This window comes from Bacillus sp. 105MF, from assembly GCF_000374885.1.
In the GTDB taxonomy this organism is placed as follows: domain Bacteria; phylum Bacillota; class Bacilli; order Bacillales; family Bacillaceae_G; genus Bacillus_A; species Bacillus_A pseudomycoides.
On sequence record NZ_KB895594.1, the window covers coordinates 20,575 to 41,435 of the forward strand.

General features: G+C 32.2%; 13 protein-coding genes and 4 pseudogenes. 13 read left to right on the top strand and 4 right to left on the bottom strand.

Annotated features, from left to right (window positions below; genetic code table 11):
• Window positions 1–118 precede the first annotated feature (118 nt).
• Window positions 119–1,018, bottom strand: a complete 900-nt coding sequence (locus C564_RS0126310) for a VanZ family protein (RefSeq protein ID WP_257140285.1) — start codon at window positions 1,016–1,018, stop codon at window positions 119–121.
• A gap of 977 nt (window positions 1,019–1,995) precedes the next feature.
• Here C564_RS0126310 and C564_RS0126315 point away from each other — a divergent pair.
• Together C564_RS0126315 and lepB are read left to right on the top strand one after the other, a co-directional pair.
• Complete coding sequence (locus C564_RS0126315; RefSeq protein WP_003207932.1) at window positions 1,996–4,107, top strand: peptidoglycan D,D-transpeptidase FtsI family protein; 2,112 nt, start codon at window positions 1,996–1,998, stop codon at window positions 4,105–4,107.
• Window positions 4,108–4,184: 77 nt separating this feature from the next.
• The gene (gene lepB, locus C564_RS0126320) at window positions 4,185–4,715 is read left to right on the top strand and encodes a signal peptidase I (protein WP_018767410.1); all 531 of its coding nucleotides are present in this window, start codon (window positions 4,185–4,187) and stop codon (window positions 4,713–4,715) included.
• 1,745 nt (window positions 4,716–6,460) lie between these two features.
• Here the strand turns inward: lepB and C564_RS0126335 are convergent.
• The gene (locus tag C564_RS0126335; protein WP_018767414.1) at window positions 6,461–7,159 is read right to left on the bottom strand and encodes a hypothetical protein; all 699 of its coding nucleotides are present in this window, start codon (window positions 7,157–7,159) and stop codon (window positions 6,461–6,463) included.
• A 964-nt stretch (window positions 7,160–8,123) separates the two neighbouring features.
• On the opposite strand from C564_RS0126335, the pseudogene C564_RS33795 reads away from it, so the two are divergent.
• From C564_RS33795 to C564_RS0126390, 9 genes and pseudogenes are all read left to right on the top strand, one after another.
• Window positions 8,124–9,027 (top strand): annotated as a pseudogene (locus tag C564_RS33795) (bestrophin family protein).
• Between the two features lie 922 nt (window positions 9,028–9,949).
• Window positions 9,950–10,927: an agmatine deiminase family protein gene (locus tag C564_RS0126350; protein WP_018767416.1), complete on the top strand. Its 978-nt coding sequence runs from the start codon at window positions 9,950–9,952 to the stop codon at window positions 10,925–10,927.
• 126 nt (window positions 10,928–11,053) lie between these two features.
• A complete protein-coding gene (locus C564_RS0126355) occupies window positions 11,054–11,872 on the top strand; it encodes a MerR family transcriptional regulator (protein WP_018767417.1) in 819 nt (272 codons plus the stop codon).
• 84 nt (window positions 11,873–11,956) lie between these two features.
• Entirely contained in the window at window positions 11,957–13,711 is a 1,755-nt protein-coding gene (locus C564_RS0126360) for an amidohydrolase (RefSeq protein ID WP_018767418.1), read from the top strand.
• A 16-nt stretch (window positions 13,712–13,727) separates the two neighbouring features.
• On the top strand, window positions 13,728–13,988 hold the full coding sequence (locus tag C564_RS0126365; protein WP_006095564.1) for a hypothetical protein: 261 nt from the start codon (window positions 13,728–13,730) through the stop codon (window positions 13,986–13,988).
• Between the two features lie 203 nt (window positions 13,989–14,191).
• Window positions 14,192–14,506 (top strand): annotated as a pseudogene (locus C564_RS0126370) (transposase); the annotation flags it as partial.
• A pseudogene (locus C564_RS35480) lies at window positions 14,499–14,663 on the top strand (IS6 family transposase); the annotation flags it as partial. The pseudogenes C564_RS0126370 and C564_RS35480, both read left to right, overlap by 8 nt.
• 874 nt (window positions 14,664–15,537) lie before the next feature.
• Window positions 15,538–16,446, top strand: coding sequence for a VanZ family protein (locus C564_RS0126380; RefSeq protein WP_003203261.1), 909 nt, complete (start codon window positions 15,538–15,540; stop codon window positions 16,444–16,446).
• Between the two features lie 825 nt (window positions 16,447–17,271).
• Window positions 17,272–18,444: a serine hydrolase domain-containing protein gene (locus C564_RS0126390; protein ID WP_018767423.1), complete on the top strand. Its 1,173-nt coding sequence runs from the start codon at window positions 17,272–17,274 to the stop codon at window positions 18,442–18,444.
• A gap of 219 nt (window positions 18,445–18,663) precedes the next feature.
• Here C564_RS0126390 and C564_RS0126395 read toward each other — a convergent pair whose 3' ends face one another.
• Both C564_RS0126395 and C564_RS0126400 read right to left on the bottom strand, forming a co-directional pair.
• Window positions 18,664–18,876 (bottom strand): hypothetical protein, encoded by a 213-nt coding sequence (locus C564_RS0126395; protein WP_003204432.1) that lies wholly within the window; start codon window positions 18,874–18,876, stop codon window positions 18,664–18,666.
• A 226-nt stretch (window positions 18,877–19,102) separates the two neighbouring features.
• Window positions 19,103–19,549: an anti sigma factor C-terminal domain-containing protein gene (locus C564_RS0126400; protein WP_371391955.1), complete on the bottom strand. Its 447-nt coding sequence runs from the start codon at window positions 19,547–19,549 to the stop codon at window positions 19,103–19,105.
• Window positions 19,550–19,628: 79 nt separating this feature from the next.
• On the opposite strand from C564_RS0126400, the gene C564_RS0126405 reads away from it, so the two are divergent.
• Both C564_RS0126405 and C564_RS37775 read left to right on the top strand, forming a co-directional pair.
• Window positions 19,629–20,336: an IS6 family transposase gene (locus C564_RS0126405; RefSeq protein WP_018767425.1), complete on the top strand. Its 708-nt coding sequence runs from the start codon at window positions 19,629–19,631 to the stop codon at window positions 20,334–20,336.
• Between the two features lie 62 nt (window positions 20,337–20,398).
• Window positions 20,399–20,764: pseudogene (locus C564_RS37775) on the top strand (hypothetical protein); the annotation flags it as partial.
• Window positions 20,765–20,861: the final 97 nt, after the last annotated feature.

A 20,861-nucleotide genomic window follows, 5' to 3' on the forward strand; every position in this document is an offset into this window, starting at 1 on the left:
TATTGCATATTAAGATATAGGTGTTCGGTATATACCCTAAATTGGAAGACTTGTATTTTATATTAAGTATATACAAATAAAGAATAATCCGCCAGTATCTAAATTGGCGGATTATTCTTTATTTTTTCCATTCTGTAAGTGTAACATCCCATAGTAATACATCGGTATCAATGAACTTGATACAAAGTTCATTTGCTTTATCCAACTCTATTTCAAAGGAACTTTTTGATGTAGATATGTTTTTTTCAGAGAATTGAACTGTTTGTACATCTTTTCCATCCACAGAAATAATTATCTTTCCAGAACGTTTACTAGCACCATCTGGGATACCAAGATAGCCCGAAATTTTTACATATTTACCCTTTAACAAGTATTTAAATTGCTGAAAATCTGTTCCATTACTACTATACATATTTAATTTAGATTCAATTTTTTTATGAGCAATTTCAAAACTATGGAAATTTTTATCTTTCGGTGCATATCCATTAGTTTCTGTCAGTTGATTTAGTCCTATAATAGTTCCGTTTTTGAGAGAGTGTTGCTGCTTTTCTAATGATTTGTTAAATTCACCTACAACAACAATCAATCCTAAAGTAAGGATTGATGCTGTTACACAAGTAATAATAAGTTTTTTTAAAAAAGTATTTGAACGAAATCCTATTTTATATGCAGCAAATCCTATTATAGCACCCATTGCATTCACAATTACATCATCAATGTCAAAACCTCCAAGAAAAGTTAGCATTTGTAAAACTTCTAGTATAAGGATTGAAATACAAAATGAGGTAATGAATCGAATGAAGCTACAGCGGTATAACAAAGGAATTAGTACTCCAAAAGGTATGAATGCAGTTAAATTCCCAAAATTAAAAACCCATAGGTTAAAGTCTTCTTCACCTGTCATATTTGGTAATCCTAAAGGAATACTAGTCGGAATTAACTGGTATTGGTATTCATAATTAATATATTTTAATCCCAACCTATCAAAACCAAGAAACATAAAGTAAAGTATTAAAATTGAATAAAAACCTAATATTGTGAGGACAATCTTACGATGTTTACCTTTGATAATAAAACCTCCTATTACTCAAGAATATTCGTATTGTTTTTATTAAATATGTATTTTTAAAATATAACAATAAAAACATATTAATATAAGTAATAATGATGTATCAACAAAAAAATAATTTGTCAAAAAGTTAAATTGATAAAGGTGGTGAATAAGTATATCGGAATCAATTTTTGATGATTTATTTATTTTAAATGTCGTTTAAACGTAATTTATATTTTTGAATAAAACTTATACACTACACAACTTTAAAAAGGTATTTTATACAGTTCATTCATAAAACGATTATTAACAATTCGATAAAATTTGTGAGGATTCAAAAAACATTTTTCAAACAATAACAAAATTGTGGAACACGCTTGTTGAGAAGATTGAACATGAAATGTGTATAATCCGTAGGACAGGGTGCTTACAATTTAGATTTTGAATAAATTTATTGTGGAATAAATTTCATAAAACTTATATATAAATATATTAAATTATTGTCGTTAAAGATATCTCTAAAGACTCTAAATAGAGAAAGTGTTCTTTAATTTTGTTTGACAGGAAAATTTTCATTTGTATAATTAAGAAATGAGTTTATCTAGGTATTGTTATTTTACTTTTCATTTGAAAATGGATCTATCGCTCTCACATTAGTAGTTATGCTAGTAACAGACGGATTGGAAACGTTTAATATAATGTCGTTTTTATTTGATTTACAATGATGTTTATTATTTCTGAAAAGTACGAATACTCCTGTTTAATAACATATTAATAAGTTTACTTGGGTATTTGAAGTTGTATTATCGTTAATCGTAAAATGCAATATACTAAATTAGTTAATGATTTTTTATTAGAAATCTATCAGCTGTAATAAACTTATTATTTTTAATTACATTTAGAACTGTATTATTTTAATATATTGTACTTAAGAGGAGAATGAAATGAAACAAAAACAGAAAAAAAATACTAAAAAAAGTACGATTCCCTTAAGGTTGAATATATTGTTTTTCTGTGTATTTTTACTATTTTCAGCTGTTATTATTCAGCTAGGAAAAGTACAAATCATTGATGGAGAGAGTTATAAGAATATAGCGGAGAAACAAGGGAATTCCACAATCAGCATTCCCGTTCCACGTGGGCAAATTTTTGATCGGGAAGGAGAAAAAGTTGTTAACAACAATGCTATTCGTACTATTACATATACAAGGATGAAGGGTGTAGATTCAGAAGGCATTCTAAAAACAGCTAGAGATCTGGCAAACGTACTTGAAATGCCAGAAGAAGACATAAATAAGTTAACCGAAACAGATAAAAAGGATTTTTGGGTAAAGTTAAATAAGGAAAAGGCTCAAAAAAAGATTACAAAACAAGATGAGGCAAAATTCCGAGCCAAAAATATTGAAGGGAAAGAGCTTGATAAAAAAATAGAGGAATTAAGACGAGAACGTATCACAGATAAAGAACTAGGCGAATTAACACCAAAAGATTTAAAAGTATTAGCTATTAAAAGTAAAATGAGTTCGGGCTACTCAATGACACCTCAAATTATAAAGAAAAATGTGCCTGAGAAAGAATACACCATTATAAGTGAAAATTTAGCTAAATACCCAGGGGTAGATACAACAGTTGAATGGGAACGTAATTATGTAAATGGTGATTTATTTCGTTCGGTATTGGGTAATATAACAAATTCTGAAGAAGGACTGCCTAAAGAACACTTAGACTCTTATATGGTACGTGGTTATAGCCGTAATGATCGCGTAGGAAAAAGTTATATTGAACAACGATATGAAGATGTATTACATGGAACAAAAGCAGAAATTAAAAATATTACTGATAAAGAAGGAAACATTATTCGAACGGAAACCGTTTCTAAAGGGAAAAGCGGAAACAATGTAACGTTAACAATAGACATGAAATTACAGAAACAGGTAGAAGAGATTATTGAAAAGCATTTAAAGGCTTTTAAAGGTTCGGAACGTTTATTAGACCGAGCATTTGTTGTTATGATGAATCCAAAAACGGGGCAACTTTTATCTATGGCAGGGAAAAAATTAGTCAAAAAAGATGGAAATATAGAAGTGGAAGATTATGCTTTAGGCACAATGACAAGCTCCTACGAGCTTGGATCTACTGTAAAGGGAGCAACACTTTTAACAGGATATGAGACAGGTGCCATAACACCAGGAACATATTTTTATGATGCACCAATGAAATTTAAGGGAACAGCAAAAGCTAAGAAATCTTGGAAAGACTTTGGAACTATTGATGATATAAGGGCATTACAAGTTTCATCTAACGTGTATATGTTTAATACAGCTTTAAAAATTGCAGGTATAAATTATGTACCGAACAGTTCTTTAGATATTAAAGCGGCTACATTTGATAGGATGAGATATTATTTTGGGCAATTTGGATTAGGAGTTTCGACTGGAATTGATTTACCAAATGAAACGTTGGGACAACAAAAAAAACAAAATTATCAACCAGGTTTTTTACTAGATTTAGCTATTGGTCAGTTTGATACATATACGCCTTTGCAACTTGCACAGTATGTTTCTACCATTGCAAATGGGGGGTATCGAATGAAGCCGCAGATTGTACAAGAAATTCGGGAGCAAACAACGCAAGAAGAAGATATTGGTAAGGTTGTACAAACTATGCAACCCATTGTGCTGAACCGCGTAGATATGAAAAAGGAATATATCGACCGAGTACAAGAGGGCTTTAGGCAAGTGTTCCAAGAGGGTGATGGAACTGGTGTGAGGTATTTTCAAAAAGCTCCTTATAAACCAGCTGGTAAAACAGGAACAGCGCAAACAGTTTATGGAGGCGAGGACCCTGTTGGTAGAGATTCAGAAGGGAATCGTATTCATTGTTACAATTTAACTTTAGCAGGATATGCCCCATATGATAATCCAGAGGTTGCATTTTCCGTTGTTGTACCATGGGTAAATGATGATAAAGGTGGAATTAATTCAATGATTGGTAAAGATATCTTAGATGCATATTTCGCTTTAAAAAAGAATCAAGGAAGTAACGTTTCTCCATAAACAAATAAGTGGAATGCTTCTAGTAAATATATATAAACGAAACGCCCCTACATTAAAATTTTGTAGAGGCGTTTTTCATGAAAATAATCAATAAGGAATGGAAAAACATGAAGCAAAAGAACCCAAAATATTGGCGTAATATAACATTGTTTTTATTGATTACAGTGATGCTTATGATAATAAGTTTAAACTTTTTATTATGTAAAATAGAAGGGAAATCTATGTATCCTACTTTACAAAATGAAGAGTATATACTAGTTAATAGAGCAGGTGCAGCAATTTTTCCATTACGTCATGGAGAAATTGTTATTATAAAAAACCCCAATGATCCTAAGTATTATGTGAAAAGGATAATTGGATTGCCAAAGGACAAAGTTAAAATAGAAAATGATATTCTGTATATTAATGGAAAGGAAAAAAAAGAAAACTATATTTATAAAGATTTAAGTAATAAATCCAAATATCTTGCTAACTTTGAAGAAAGAGAAGTACCTTCAAATAAATTATTTGTAATGGGGGATAACCGTTACCATAGTAAAGATAGTCGAAATGGTCTGGGATATATTGATAGATCTAGTATTGTAGGAACAATAATATATCAATTTTAATTATTTGAATTTTGATATTTTGTATCTAAATTCAAATGGTAGTATTGCTTCATAAAGTAACTAAATAATGGATTTATGATTTGAAATGATGGAAAACAAGGGAAAACGTGAAACATAGAAAAGAAATAGTACATTACAATGACAAGATGTTAGAAACCATGAGGAATAGATAAAAATAATTATAGTGAATGTATATCACATAGTACTTGATGAATAGCAAAAAGCCCTAGCTAGGTGCAAAGCTAGGGCCCACAGTTTAATTAGATTGCCGACTACTGACTATCTACCTATCAAGTATAACATATAGTTTCTAAAAGTTTAATAAATGAATTTTGTAAATTAGTGAACAAAGAGGAATGTATAAGGGGCACGGCAACGATTCCTTCTTTTTGGGGCTACTCAAAATAGCCACGATCTTTTCATAAACAGAGTGTGGCTATTTTTTAAGTGCTTAATTTTTAAAGGTCTTTTTATTAAACTGTCCATTTTATAGGGTACAGTTCAGAGGGAAATAAGCATTTTTGCTATTTAGACTCACACAAATGATCTGTACATCAATTTAGCCTTGATAAACAGATCATTTGTAAGATGATAATTCATTGTAAAGAAGTAAGGATTACATGAACGCTTTTAAAAGAGTTGTTACTAACGGAATTACTCCACCTAAAAATGATAAAATTGCAATTGCGATTGCCATAATAATTCCTCCTTCTCAAATTTCTGAATATTAAGAACTTTGTAAGTTTATTATATTATAAGTTTAAGAATATAACAATATATTTTTAAATTTATGGGGGGATTTTTAGAATGTTCCTGTATTTTAATGCTGATGTAATTTTGAAATATACTCTGACTAAAATAGACAGAAGAAATAGAACTACAAGACAAAGTATAATAAAAAGAACCAGCCAAAATTAGAGGGATTTTCGGATATGGCGGGTTATTCTGTGAATCGTTTCCGTACCCCATGAATAGAATATTCATAATGTGACATAGCATCATTTTTGATGAAATGGAATTAAAAGGAAGTTAATGCGTCTATGATAATAATAAAGGAGATGATTATACTGAATATCTTTTTCTATTTCTTACTCATTCTGTTATTTCTTCTTGTTGATTACTATTGTTTAGATATGGATAACAAAAGATGGGGATGGTTTAAAAAAGAAGTAAAAAGCAAAAAACAATCTTTTTTACTCTAGTTCTTCTCTTAACCTTCATAGGATACATACTTATTGATGCTGAATACTTTAAAATCTGATGTCTTTAGTTAGCTAAAGAAGCCAATTTTTCTTAAGAACTCAATAGTTAATATCACTCACTTCCAATAGAGATGATTATGTGAATGGAAAATCCCTTTTCAGGTTACAAATATCTTTTGCAGTCTAAAACATTTTTATGAAATATAATTTAGTTGGTTTAGAAAGAATAACATTTTTATACTTGAGGATAGAAAAATTCTTAAGTTGATGAGTAGGACGTACCGCCCACATTTTAACGAAAATATACGCTAAGCAAAATTCGGCATGAAAAAGCGTTGATTTTACTAATCTAAGAAAATCCCCTAATCTCAAAAGCGTCAGTAAGTATTTGAGACAAATGCACTTCAACGTAAAAAACGTAAAATAAGCTAAAAATAGCTTAAACGGTTTCTCAAAACTTATCTTTAAATTAAAATCCCAATTGAAATCATGCTGTTGGTTTTTGAAAATCTCTTAGCGTATAAAAATATTAAAATGTGCGTGCTACACCTTTTTAAATTTCTGTTCAATCTTATCATGTACTGATTCGATTTTTTCAGGCAACACAAATAAATACTGGATAAGGACTTCTAATAATTCTGTTAATAAAGCTACTGTTTCATCATCAATTTCCTGTTTCAATTCAAGCATCTCATAAAGAGGGCTGTCTGGATGAACGAGGTGGCCAACATCTTGAATCGGTTTAGTTAAATCGATATATTTTGGCAATTGCTCAAATTGCTGGGAAAGAGGCTGCCCATTACTTTTCTCTCCAAGAAAATGTTTGAGGACACTTTCAAGAACTCGTTTTGACATTACTGCAGCAGCAGAATTATCTTTTGACTGACTGACATTTAAAGTAGAGCGATACGCCCTGACAAGGTCTATAGGGACATGTTTATTGCGTTCGAGCTGATCCGAAGGATCTTTTAAATCCGAAGGAATATAAATATAAACTTCTACTTCTTCATTTATTCGATTCATATAATCATTAAACATAATCACGAATTCTGATGGCTTTTTACATTCAAAACAAAGCCCTTCTGCGAATAATCCTCTTTTTGTAACTTGGTAAAAATTCGTTTTTAACGTAAATTCACTTGATTTACCGCATTTAGGACACTCGCTTTTGACATTTTTCGGCACCTTTAAATACCCATACTGGGTATGAGATGAAATGGCTCCTGGCAATATTTTTCTCATTTAAACCTCCTAAAAACTCAACCCTAATACGTAACTTATATAAATATTTCTGGTAACTATTCAGTCACCTCATGAAGATATAAGGTATTTGGAAAAATTCACCAAAATATGTTTGCCTGTTTTATCACAAGATGTAGTGTTATCGCACATGTTTGTGTTGTAGCAAAAAAATAGACCGAATTTTCGCCTATGAAACTCCTAAATTAAAGGTATTGCTGAGCAGTTATTATTTCCGTATAGTGTATAATTGATAATACAAATTTTTAAAGATATAGAAAAAGTATAACTTTAAAAATTATAATTACAATATGTAATATATGGAAATAAAAGTTTTTTCTAGTAGAGTATCATCATAAATGCCCACATTTTAACACCAAGAAAGAGGAGGAAATATTATGGAAATCACAATGTCAATTTTAAAATTTGTAGGTGGATTACTTCCATTCGTACAAGAGCTTTTAAAAGCATTTATGTAAGTTCATTATTTAGCAATTATTTATAAAAATTATCATACAAATGATCTGTATATCAAAGATGAATTGATGTGCAGATCATTTGTGTGAGCAAAGTCCCTTTAGACATTATGAATGGACTTATTTAACTTGCTTTATGCTTAGCGTACAGACAGCTACTGTACGTTAAGAGATACTTGTTCAGAAAATCATATGTTTATGAACAAAGGATAAATCGATATTGGATTCACTATTCTATTATTTAATTTTATAATCTGTTAATTTTTAATACAGAGAACATACAGACTGTAAAACAATCAAGTAAAATTAAGAATTTGTAATTAGATGATGGTAAAGCTCAGGTATGTTTTTCATACAAAAGGATTTTTTCACCCCTCTAAGTAAAATAAAGTTAGGTATTGTATTTTTTAATAATATCCAGCTGGTTTTATGTTGAATTTGATTACCGTAAAAATATAAATAAGTTAATAAAGAAAGAGGTTTATGTAAATATGGTTCATTACAACAATCAAGATAGCTTACATCGAGTATTTACATTAAAAGGAACGATTATAAGGGGTATTTCCCCTCGAATTTTATTATATATATGTGTCTCAACAGGTATGGTTATAATTAATCACTATTATGTAGAAATAAATATAAATCAAACTCCATGGGTTATTGTTGGTGGAGCTTTAGGTTTACTATTAGTATTTCGGACCAATACTGCCTATGATAGGTATTGGGAAGGAAGAAAGTTATTTGGCGGTGAGTTTTTTAAGTCATTGGGATTCTAAAGGGGAAAATACGGATCAGGAGAAGCTGAAGTTTTTACATCTATTAATTGCTTTTTCAAAATTGGCTAAACAACATTTGAGAGATGAAAAAGATTTATCTGAAGTAAAAGATTTGTTTAAATTATGTTCTGATAAGGAAAAAAAGCTATTGATTGAGTCAAACTATTTACCGATTACTATTGTGTTTATGTTAAAAACTATCCTATCAAAAGGATTAAGATCTGGTCACCTTCACCCCAATATAATAATTAATATGGAAGCTGATTTGAATAATCTGCTTACTGCTATTGGTGGATGTGACCGTATCAAAGCAACCCCTATTCCTTTTGCATATTTCGCCCATATAAAAAGTTTACTGATTATATTTTGTGGGACTTTACCAATTGGTCTTGTTGATAGTCTCGGATGGTTTACAGTGCTTGCAACTACGTTTATTAGTTTTGCATTTATAGGGATTGAAGCGATAGGAGTTGAAATCGAAGATCCATTCGGCCATGATCCAAATGACCTTCCACTAGAAGGGATTTGTATAGGAGTGGAAACTCATTTATTACACTTATACAATCAAAATAATCTATTAGAGTCGTCAGCTTTAAATTCTCATAAAAAAATCATCTAATTGCATATTTCATGAGACTTTTTAAATTATTTATTCATATCATTAACAAAAAGAGTTCTATTCATTTAGAACTCTTTTTATATTCTCTTCATAAATGAATTCAAAAGTAGAAATACATTTAATAAAACACACATGGACTTTTCTTTATATCATAGCTTCAGTTTAATGATAGATAATTACCATGTAATTAGCAGTGCTAAAAAAATACATATGATATTTTTATCTCCAGAGTTATATGATAGTGAACTGTTTTACGTTAATACCACGAAATTTCCTCAATTTCGTTTTTCATACTTCTTCATTATGTTATATATTTTTGTAAATTTAATTTTGGTATTTATCATTTTTCTCTAAGGTGTTTTGAGGGAAAATAATTCTTCCTTTTTGATATAACTTAATATTAACTACTTGAGATTTATCTAAAGGTCACTATTACGCAATTTACTAATAACAAATAACCAATTACATTTCAAAATACTATTATGAGAGTGTAACTTTTTTATTATGTAATTCATTTTAAAAGTTGAATTTATATGGATGATGGCTTGGTTTTTAAATCTTGTCAAGAGCGAATTTTCCGCTTAACCACGGCTTTATATTTTTTATATAAATATATAATATTTCTCCGTGCTATAATCCACTCATGAAATGTGCACGTTTCTAAAATATAGAATCATAAGAGAATTGAATTGAGGAATAGTTGTATGTATCCAGCTATTTGCGGGCAGTAAGAACCCCATCTCAAAATTCAGCAAAAGCAAAGAAATTAGGTGGGGGTCGGGCTGCTCGTAAAAGTCAGATTGGTGAGAGCTAATACCCATTGAGGGATGAAGCCCCCTACTGATTAAAGTTTCACTTTATCTTGATAATGACTTGTTTCAATCAGTTACTCAATAACCCTTAAAATAGTGAGGTAAACAATATGAATCAAATACACAATGGAATTATTTTTACTGCAATACCAAATAAATCGAATCAATATTATCGACCATTTTATGAAGATCTTATTTATTTTAATGAGAACCTAAATGAAAATAAAGCATTTACCGATCAACTTATATCTTTAACTGTGGAAGAACAAGACTTTGATACAAACTTTTTTGAGTATGACGACATTTGGTTAAGAGACGTTGCACCAGTTGTAACAAATCACCTCGTTAAATTTAAATACCAACCAGATTACTTAACTGAAAGTCAAAGTCGATATTTAAATCAACAATTCAATAAATGGCTGAAGAAAAATGACTTTGAATATATTACTTCCCCATTGATATTAGATGGCGGTAATCTCATTTGGAATAAAAAAGATACAATTATATTAACGGATCGTATACTTGACGATAATTATGATTGGACAGAAAAAGAAATTATAGAGCAACTGGAATGGGATTTAGATGTCAGTCGAGTTATTATCATTCCTTCTGAACCAGGAGATGTGCTTGCACATGCAGACGGTATGATTAAGTTTATTGATGAACATACAATGTTTATCAGTGACTTTCTAGGAGATTACGAATTTAGGCATAGCATTCAAGAGATTATTCGAGAGCAAATGCCTGAAGCGGAGTTTGTAGTTGTTCCTTCTTCATATACAGAAGAAGGACAATATGATCAAGAGATAGCATCAGCCAAAGGTTTATATATAAATATGTTAGAAACAAGAGATGCTCTCTATGTTCCTAGGTTTGGATTATCTAAAGATCAGGAAGTCTTACAATACATCCAAAAACATACTGATAAACATGCGATTCCAGTTCATGTAGGAGATATATCGACAATGGGAGGCGCAATTAATTGCTTAACGTGGTATTGTCCCATTCATTTGTTACCTCAAAAATTTAAAAGAATGAAAAGTCGGGAGGATGAATTCTCCATTTCGGATTTTTTTAATTGGAAATGATGTCTGTTTGCAAACTCCCTGTAAAAAATATAATACCTTTCACGTTCATACCTATTATGAGAGTAAAAGGTTATTATATGGGATTATAAAAGACGTAGTGAATAAAGTTACTCAAGGAGTATTTAAATGTATAAAATTACTGAATTTTCTCGAATCTGTAAAATGAGTACTCGGATGTTGAGACATTACGACAAAGAGGAAATACTGAAACCAGCATATGTTAATCCCATAAATGGATATAGATATTATGAACAGGGTCAATTGGAAGTGGCATTACAAATCAAAAAACTAAGAGAGTACAGATTTCCTCTCTCGAAAATCAAAATAATTCTTCAGTCATCAGACCAGAATTCACTTATCAAACATATGCAATCGCAAATTATGGAGTTATCACATGAAGTGAGAGAACATTTACAGGTTATTTCCGAAATGAGTGAAATGATAAATAGGAACATAGATCTCATTTCAATCCAACGTAGACACTACGATATATTAATTGGAGTGAGAAGTGAAATAACTGTCATAACGCAAAGATTACAAATCGATATTAATGATATAGATGAACATTTTGATTTCTTATATGAAAAAGTACAAGTGAATAATTTTCAAATAATAGGTTCTCCATCCGCCATCTTCTATGATGAAGAGTATATTCCGAATCACAGTGATATTGAATTAAGAATTCCAATTATTTATGAGAACACTGGAATTTTATCATGGGATTGGGAGATAAAAAAGCTAGCTCAGCATCAAATTGTTACTACCTTGCATCATGGGAGTTATGACGATATAGGTTACGGTTATATGGCACTAGAAGAATGGATTAAAAATAATGGATATCTGATAGTTGCTCCACCATGTGAAGTCTATTTAAAGGGTCCTGAATGCGATTGCCCAGTAGAGGATTATGTGACGCAAATTTATTTTTCAGTTATTAAAAAGTAACAACAATAATGATTTGACCTTGACACTATGTTAACGTTTATTCTATTTTCAAAAGCAATTTATCTTAATAAAAGGAGTAGAAAAATGAAGGGAATTCCAAAGAAAGCACTAATGGTCATTTGTCTGATTTTTAATATGGTATTGATTTCAGCATGCGCTCCTGAAGTGGGAGAAGCCAAGCAAAATAGCACTGTTCTGCCTAACCATTTGCCAGACAATGTAGTATTTAAAAATGGGAAAATCTATACTTCTAATGAAAAACAAGATATGGCAGAAGCAGTAGCAATTAAAGATGGTAAAATTATATTTGTTGGTTCCGACAAGGATGTAGAAGAATTTATAAATAAAGATACGAAAGTCATAAATCTACAAGGGCGTTCCGTCCTTCCCGGTTTTGTGGACAATCATAATCATATATTTGAAGCAAAATCACCCGCGGCAGGAAATTGTAGTGTGTCACCAGATGCTTCATTACAAGACCAACGTTCGTATTTAAAGGATTGTCAAAAAGATTTAAAAGAAGGGGAGTGGATAAGCGGATCGGGATTTAGTTTGGAAAGTTTGTTAAAAGACATGAGCGAAGAATCGGAAGAGCAGACTCCATTGCAGCTCCTTGATGAGCTGTTCCCCAATAATCCTGTAGTAATTATGGAAAGAACCTCTCATTCTGTATGGGTTAACTCCAAAGCAATGGAGTTGGCTGGAATGAATAAAGAGACGAAAGATCCACAGGGGGGAAGAATTATTCGGGACCCGGAAACAGGAGAGCCTTTTGGTATTCTTTATGACTCAGCTGGTGATATTGTGATGGAGAAAGCATGGAGTTCACAACCAAATCTGTTTGAAAAAAATTACGAAGGTTTATTGGATGGCTTAGATGAGGTTGCGAAGAATGGTATTACTACAGTTGGTGATGGACGTCTATATTGGAAACGAGGTTGGTTAGATGTCTGGAATAAAGTTAATGATGAGAAAAAGTTAACATCACGAGTAGTACTTCGTCCGTGGGTGTATCCAAATTTAAATGAAGCAGAACAAATTGAGTATTTCAAAAAAATTAGGCGAGACGATTCATCGTCTCGAATGCTTATTAATCAAGTGAAAATGTATAGTGATGGAATTAGTATTAACAGCACAGCTAAAACACTAGAAAAATATAAATTTGAGTGGTTTAAAGGAACTCCATATGGTTTGAACTATATTCCAGAGCAGAAAATGAAATGGTGGTTGACCGAACTCGATAAAATTGGTTATGGTGCATTGATTCATACAATTGGAGACGGTGGAGCAAGAGAGAGTTTAAACGCAATTGAAGCAGCGAAAAAAGAAGGAGCAAAACAACCTTATACGCTCACGCACGTGGAAATGGTAGAAGATAGTGATATTAACCGTTTTGCTGATTTAGGTATTAGTGCGGATTTTCAAGTAGGGCATGATTTTGCGGAAGATCCTAAGCAAAGCTGGGCAAGTATGTATTTTTCAGATCAACAGATGAAACGAATTATGCCGCTAGGACGAATTTGGAAAACAGGAGCAAATGTATCGCTTAGTAGTGATTGGGACGTAAATGAACTGAATCCACTTGTCACTATTTCGAATTCACTAAGCATTGGTGAAAAAGGTTTACCTGATGTATACGCAGCTATTGATGCTTATACAATTAAGCCTGCCAAATCATTAGGACTTGATAATATAGCTGGTTCTATTGAAGTAGGTAAATCTGCTGATATGGTAGTACTTGATGAAAATATAACTGAAATGAGTAAGGATAAGATTCCAGATGCTCAAGTTTTAATGACAATTTTACAAGGAGAAGTAGTTTACCAAAAGGAGAAATAGATGAAAGGAAAAGCTTATGAAATTAATGCAAGCGAATCCAGAAATTTTTAAAGATAAAATCATTAAGCCGTCCAACTATTTAATTGAGCATGTCGGAAACAACCAATATCTATTGCATAGAGAAATTGCAGAATATGAAAAAGAAGCATTTAGAACAGAAAAATTATTTCAATATAAAGGAAGGAGTTTTTTACCAAACATTGAACAGTTTACTTCAGAAGAGCAAGCTAAAGCAGCTGTATACTCTTATTGGGAAGCAATTAACCAATTATATTAAAAGTGGATTAAATCACAGCTTGTTATTCACACAAAGAAACGAAAAATAATTTTTTATTAATGAGCTAAAAAAGAGGGCAGAATCAAAGAGGCCACTGAAAAAGTCCATATAGTTTAAACAAGTGAAGGCTTCCTCGATGAAATCGAGGAAGCCTTCACCATTTTTATGCATAATAGTTGTACTAATTCTAGGTGGTGTCTCGGATGATTTCAAACCAACAATCTCTTAACCTTAGTCCTTTCATGGCAATTTACGATATCGTCGTGCCGAAAGATAATATGCTTCGTCAATTTAATGAATTAGTTGAGTTTTCTTTTGTTTTAGAGGAATTACAGAATAAATATTGTCTTGATAATGGCCGCAATGCATTGCCGCCTGTTCGTATGTTCAAATATTTATTGCTAAAGTCCATTTTTGACTTATCAGATGTAGATGTTGTTGAACGCTCAAAATATGACATGTCCTTTAAATATTTTTTAGACATGGCGCCAGAAGATGCGGTGATTAATCCGAGTTCGTTCTATGTTAGGATTAAAATCATTTAAAACAGCAATCTCTATATTGAGTGGTGTTGAAGCCATGCATATGATGAAAAAAGGACAAGTTGTTTTACCGGACGAATCCGTCCAAAACCAGAAAGAATTTATTCATAAATTGTTTGGCTTAGCTTCATAAGATAGAAATGTAGAGGAAATTGCTATTCTATGATTCTAACTAACATTTTTGCACCAGAACCATATTTAGTCATATACGCTGATCTATGTCTATCTCTTGTGAAACTTTGCAACAGAACCCCAAGAATAATCTACATGAAATGTATAATAATCTGATGAACAATTAGTTTAAAATTAAGTATAAAAGCAATTATCTGGAATCTAATTGTAATTCAGCCTTGTCGCTTGTGAATGTATTGGAAAAATTACAATTTCCAGAGTAGATGGCTCTTGATTCATCACACGAATCAGATTTTTCACATCCTATAAGTATTCCTAATGTTATAAACAATAATAAAATCTTTTTCATTATAATACACGCTCCATAATAGTTAGAATGTTATGATGTACTTAGACTAAGATAGGACTCACTACACATACCCATCAACTTAAGAAATGGGTTGTTTCCCAAGACGAAAAAAAGAGTTGAATGCTCATAAATAACTGTAAAATAATAAAATTTTCGTTTAGGAGCTACTTTAATATCTTAACTTGATCGGAATCGCATGCTACCCTTATAACCCTAAAATTATATACGAATCAATATGTTTACATGCTATAAAATTAATAAAATGCAAAATTGCATATTTAACCTTCTCAATAGAGTGTACTCTATTGAGAATAGGGGTACCGCCACATCGCTATCAAGCTAATAAAAAGAAATGCCCCCTAAAATGAAAAAAAAACGCTATTCTTTCTGTATTGGAGTGAACCCTGAGAATGAGACGATAAAAAACACCTCTCTAAATTTTTTCTAACTTTGCAACAGAACCCACTTACGTATTAATTCAAAGTAAAATCATTCAGAAACAGATAGCTTTAAGGAGATTGAAATTATGGAAACGAAATCACGGAAAATCATTTTAGCTGGCACCATATGCTATACAATTTTAGTTTTATTTTTTATGTTCTTTGCGTTTAACAGGCTCGATAGTGTAACCAGTGTAGAACGGTACACTTTTATTCTTATTCCAGAAAGAGTACCACTTAAATTTCCAGACCTAAATTATTCATGGATTGTTGATTTTGGAAACATTGCTGCTTTTATCCCTTTTGGAATACTATTTCCCCTATTGTATCGTGTCAGATTCGGGAAGTTCATATCCTTGTTTGTCTTAGCGATTCTCGTTCTGGAAACCATTCAGGCTTTAACATATCTTGGTAGCTTTGATGTAAATGATGTTATTTCCAATACATTAGGTGCAATGATTGGCTATGTTACCTATAGAGTTGGATTTTCTTCAAAAATTTCTTATAAAAAGCTCATGGCTTCGACTCTATCTATTGTTGTCCTTATAATTGGAGTCATGGTGGTCTCTGAAATCATCAAAAAAAGAGAAGGCCCTATTCAAACATTAAATGTTATGAAAGAAATGACAGGAACTACACCTATAATCGAGAACCTTCCAAATTTCACCGTAGCAGGTGAGCGAATAGAGCCGAAAATGAACGTGTACAGCAGTGAAGGTGAATCAACTAAAACATACAACTATATTCTTGGGAACAAAGAAAATGTCTGGCTTTATTTCTATTTTGGCATTCCCGACAATGTAGACTTTAAGGGTGAAGCCAAAATAATCGTAGATGGACAAGAAGTATATCGATTAAACGAACAATCTTCTCAAGGAGCAGAGGCTTTACGGGAGTTGCCTTTTAACAAGGTAAACGAGCTGACCATTAGCGTTTCCGGAAACGCTAAGCTGTGGGATATCGGAATCCGCGGAATGCAACATTGGTGGGAGTAAGGAACAGTACATCCTGTATCATCATGAAGTCACTAAGTGGTGGGGAAATTACAGAAAATAAACGTAAAAACGGACTGTTATTCAGGTGGCAGTCCTTAATTTCATTGGAGGGTGTGAGCGCAGAGTGAGTAATTCTATTGACCGCATTTTAGAAAAGATCAAGGGAATTAGAGAAACACTAAACGGGGATTTTCGTATTATCGGCGAGGAGTTTGAGTTCATTTTTTACAAATCTAATGACCCTGGAACCGAGATAGAGACTCTAAAATCGTTTAATTTGGGGTCACCTTACATCGCTATCAAGTTAACATTTTGAATTGCCCCCAAAACCAAAATTTCATTTTTTCATAGGCATATAAGTGTCTATGGGAATTTAGTTCATTTTTTTCTTTTTGAGGAACAATTAATTTCTTAAGTTGATGAACATGCGGCTGAACTCTCGTTCGGAGTAAATCGAATCTTTAATAATTAAAGGACGAAAAAAGAAACATAGAAGTGAAAAACTTCCGTGTTTCTTTTTGATTAATATATTTATTGGAAAAGCATTTTCACAGATGCTTCTGCTATCCTAATTATAGAAGCTATTTTGAACGTAAGAAATTTGTAAGGAATGGATAAGAAAAAAGAAATTTTTCTTGTGTAAGATAAAAATATAAAGAAGAGTGAAAGGGGGATTCACCGTTTGTTAGGATAAAAATAATCATTATGAAGATAATTACGAATTCCATGTTGCCCTTTTGTCATTGGTGGGGATGATAGCTGTGTAGTTAGTACGAAACAACAAGCAACCGCCCATACAATATGAATAGAGGAGAGGAATGCCTTATGAAAACACGTAGTCAAATTACATTTGCAAGTCTTGCCTTATTAATAGCTGGAAGCTCCCTGTTATACACAACGCCAACCTCAATTGTAAAAGCAGATCCCACTGAAAATGTATCTAGTTCGTCACAAACAAGCACTCAACGAGATCGTAATTCCGTCAAGCAAGCAATGCGGGATACATTGGATCTTGGATTCCCGGGGATACTTGCTAAAACTTCTGAGGGTGGAAAAACGTGGGGTTATGCCGCTGGGGTAGCGAATCTGATCACCAAGAAACCAATGAAAACAGATTTTCACTTTCGTATTGCCAGCGTGACGAAGACGTTCACCGCAACGGTTGTACTTCAATTAGCTGCAGAGAACCGCCTGAATCTAGACGACTCCATCGAAAAATGGTTGCCTGGTGTCATTCAAGGAAACGGATATGATGCTAAACAGATTACTATCCGGCAGATATTGAACCATACAAGTGGTATCGCCGAATACTCAAGGTCAAAAGAAGCTGATTTTTTTAAGAATACAAAAAAATCATTTACTGCAGAAGAACTAGTGAAGATTGGACTTTCGCTGCCCCCAGACTTTGCCCCAGGAAAGGGCTGGTCTTATTCAAACACAGGATACGTATTACTGGGTATCCTTATTGAAAAAGTAACCGGAAACAGTTATGCGGAAGAGATTGAAAATCGGATTATTGAACCACTTGAATTGTCGAATACATTTCTACCTGGCAATTCAAGCGTTATTCCAGGCACCAACCATGCCCGTGGATATTTCCAACCAGACGGAGCAATTGAGCTAAAAGACGTTACTTATTATAACCCAAGTATAGGTAGCTCGGCTGGAGATATGATTTCTACTGCAGATGACTTAAACAAATTCTTCTCTTCCTTACTCAGTGGCAAATTACTGAAGGAACAGCAACTAAAACAAATGCTTACTACAGTTCCTACAGGAAGTGCTGAAATCAGCGGATATGGTCTTGGAATCTATGAAACTAAGCTTCCAAACGGTGTCTCGATATGGGGACACTCAGGTGGCATTCCAGGGTTTAGTACTTTTGCTGGAGGTACACTTGGAGGTAAGCATACGTTAGCCGTCAATTTGAACAGCTTAGGAAAAGCTGATAATCCTGATCCTTTTAAAAATATTTTACTTGCTGAATTTAGCAAGTAGGCCTCACCATATCAAAAAAAGAAAATTGTACGTTTAGTTACAATTTGGACACATTTTAACTGATACACTGTACGTTAAGCGCAAAGTTTGTTACAAAAAAACAGCCTTTTGAAAAAAACCATTATTTGTTTACATTCAATTAAAACGATATTATCAGAAAATAAAAATGGAAGACGATCTCACATTAATCGTCTTCCATCCTTAAAAAATAACAAAAAATCATTTTACTTCATCTAACTTATTCATTTTTCTAAGTAACTTAGTTTTTGTTATGTTTCTAGAAATAATAAATAAAACTAAGTTAACCAAAACTAAAATTACATCTATACAAATAACCCAAAAATCACTTTTTATAGAAGAATTAGTTAAAACCAATATTAATAAGCTAATTCCTGAAATTAAACCTACTTTGTTTTGTTCTATTTTTAACATAAAATCATCTCCTTCTAACTATATTACACTATTCTTAATACAAATAATTTATATATTAAATAATTAGTATGTAATGAACTTATGAATGTAAACTTTTTATTATTTGTTTACATTCGTTTCTTTGATTTTATTGACCATATTGTGATTTACTCATTTTTTCTAAAACCACGGATAAAAGTATACATTCAATTCTTTGATATTGTTATCTTTTTTGAATGACTAATTATTACTGCTTATCAACAATTACTCCTCTAACTGCTGCCTTCATATAAGGAGCGTCTTGTAACTGTTGCAAAGATTCTGTTGTTCCTGTAATTACTACACCATATATAGGTAAATCTTTCGGAGAAATATCTTTAATATTTTTATAATAATTTTTAACATCATCATTATTAAATTGATTATTCTCATTTAATTTTTTCATTGCATCCATAAAGTCTTTTGAATTTCTCTTTAAATCTTCTTTTAAATATTCTTCTTTTTTTGTATAACTTCCTTGAAATCCATATACAGACGTAGACATCTCAGCATTCAAAACAGCACCAGTTTTAGGGTCTTTTAAACCTACATAAGTATCTGGGTTATTTTCATTATATGTGTCTACCCAATACCAAACTGGTTGTACATCTTTTGGTAACATTTTTTCAATTTGCTCAACCGGGTTCTGGTGCAAAAACTTTAATCCAGTTGTAAGCAACCTCTAAAACTTGGATATACTGATACTATTACTCTTAAAAAGGTGTGTGATCAGTATGGAAAAGGAAAATTTGTTCAAATGGAAACATTATCAACCTGATCTTATTTTATTAGCCGTGAGATGGTACCTGCGGTACAATCTCAGTTTTCGTGATCTAGTCGAGATGATGGAAGAACGTGGACTCTCCATTGCTCATACAACGATCATGCGCTGGGTTCATCAGTATGGACCTGAATTAGATGAGCGAGTACGTCATTATCTTAAGCCAACTAATGATTCTTGGCGAGTCGATGAGACATATGTGAAAGTGAAAGGGCAATGGATGTATGTGTATCGTGCCGTTGATTCGGAAGGGAACACGATTGATTTTTATTTAAGCAAAACAAGAGACCATAAGGCTGCAAAGCGCTTTTTCAAGAAAGCTTTGCGGTCTTTTCATGTTTCAAAGCCCCGTGTTATCACAGTAGACAAGAACCCAGCCTATCCTATAGCCATCCAAGAGTTAAAGAAAGAAAAAAAGATGCCTACAGGCATCCAACTAAGGCAAGTGAAATATCTTAATAACATCGTAGAACAAGATCATCGTTTTATTAAGAAGCGAGTTCGCCCGATGTTGGGGTTGAAATCACTTCGTACAGCTACTTATATACTCTGTGGCATAGAAGCCATGCATATGATTAAAAAGAAACAGATTCACCAAAGGATGACGTCTGCTCAAAATCAAAAAGAATTCATCCATCAACTGTTTGGAGTAGCTTCATAAACTAGCAATTTAAAGAAAACAGACTCTCTAGGTTTCTAGCGAATGTTTTTGCACCAGAACCAGAAATACAAAGAATAAGTGATACATTACTTCGTATTGTTGAAAGTATAGAAAAATTTCAACGACAAGAAGAAGAGGAAGTTGCAAAATTAAAAAGTCAGTTAAAACATGAAACAGGTTCAGGGGGAAAATATCATCTATTAGAAGAACATGAAGTAGATGAAGCCATCAGAAAAATTGCAAAAACGTCTCAAAACGGAAAAGATTATTTTCATGATGTAAAACTTGCAGAAGAATTAATTCATCTTTTACGGAAAAAACAAAAAGAATTAAGCCGTTTTGGATATGATATTGCAGATGCTGCCAATTCACTGCGAGATAAAGATAATCAGTTGGGCACAAAATTGGAAGGATTAGCGGTGAGATAACATGATAGATTTTATAGGGGAAATTCAAAAAATAGAAAAAGAAATAGAAAAAGCTGTAAAAGATCTCGCAGGAAATGTCGTTGATGAATTACAAGCT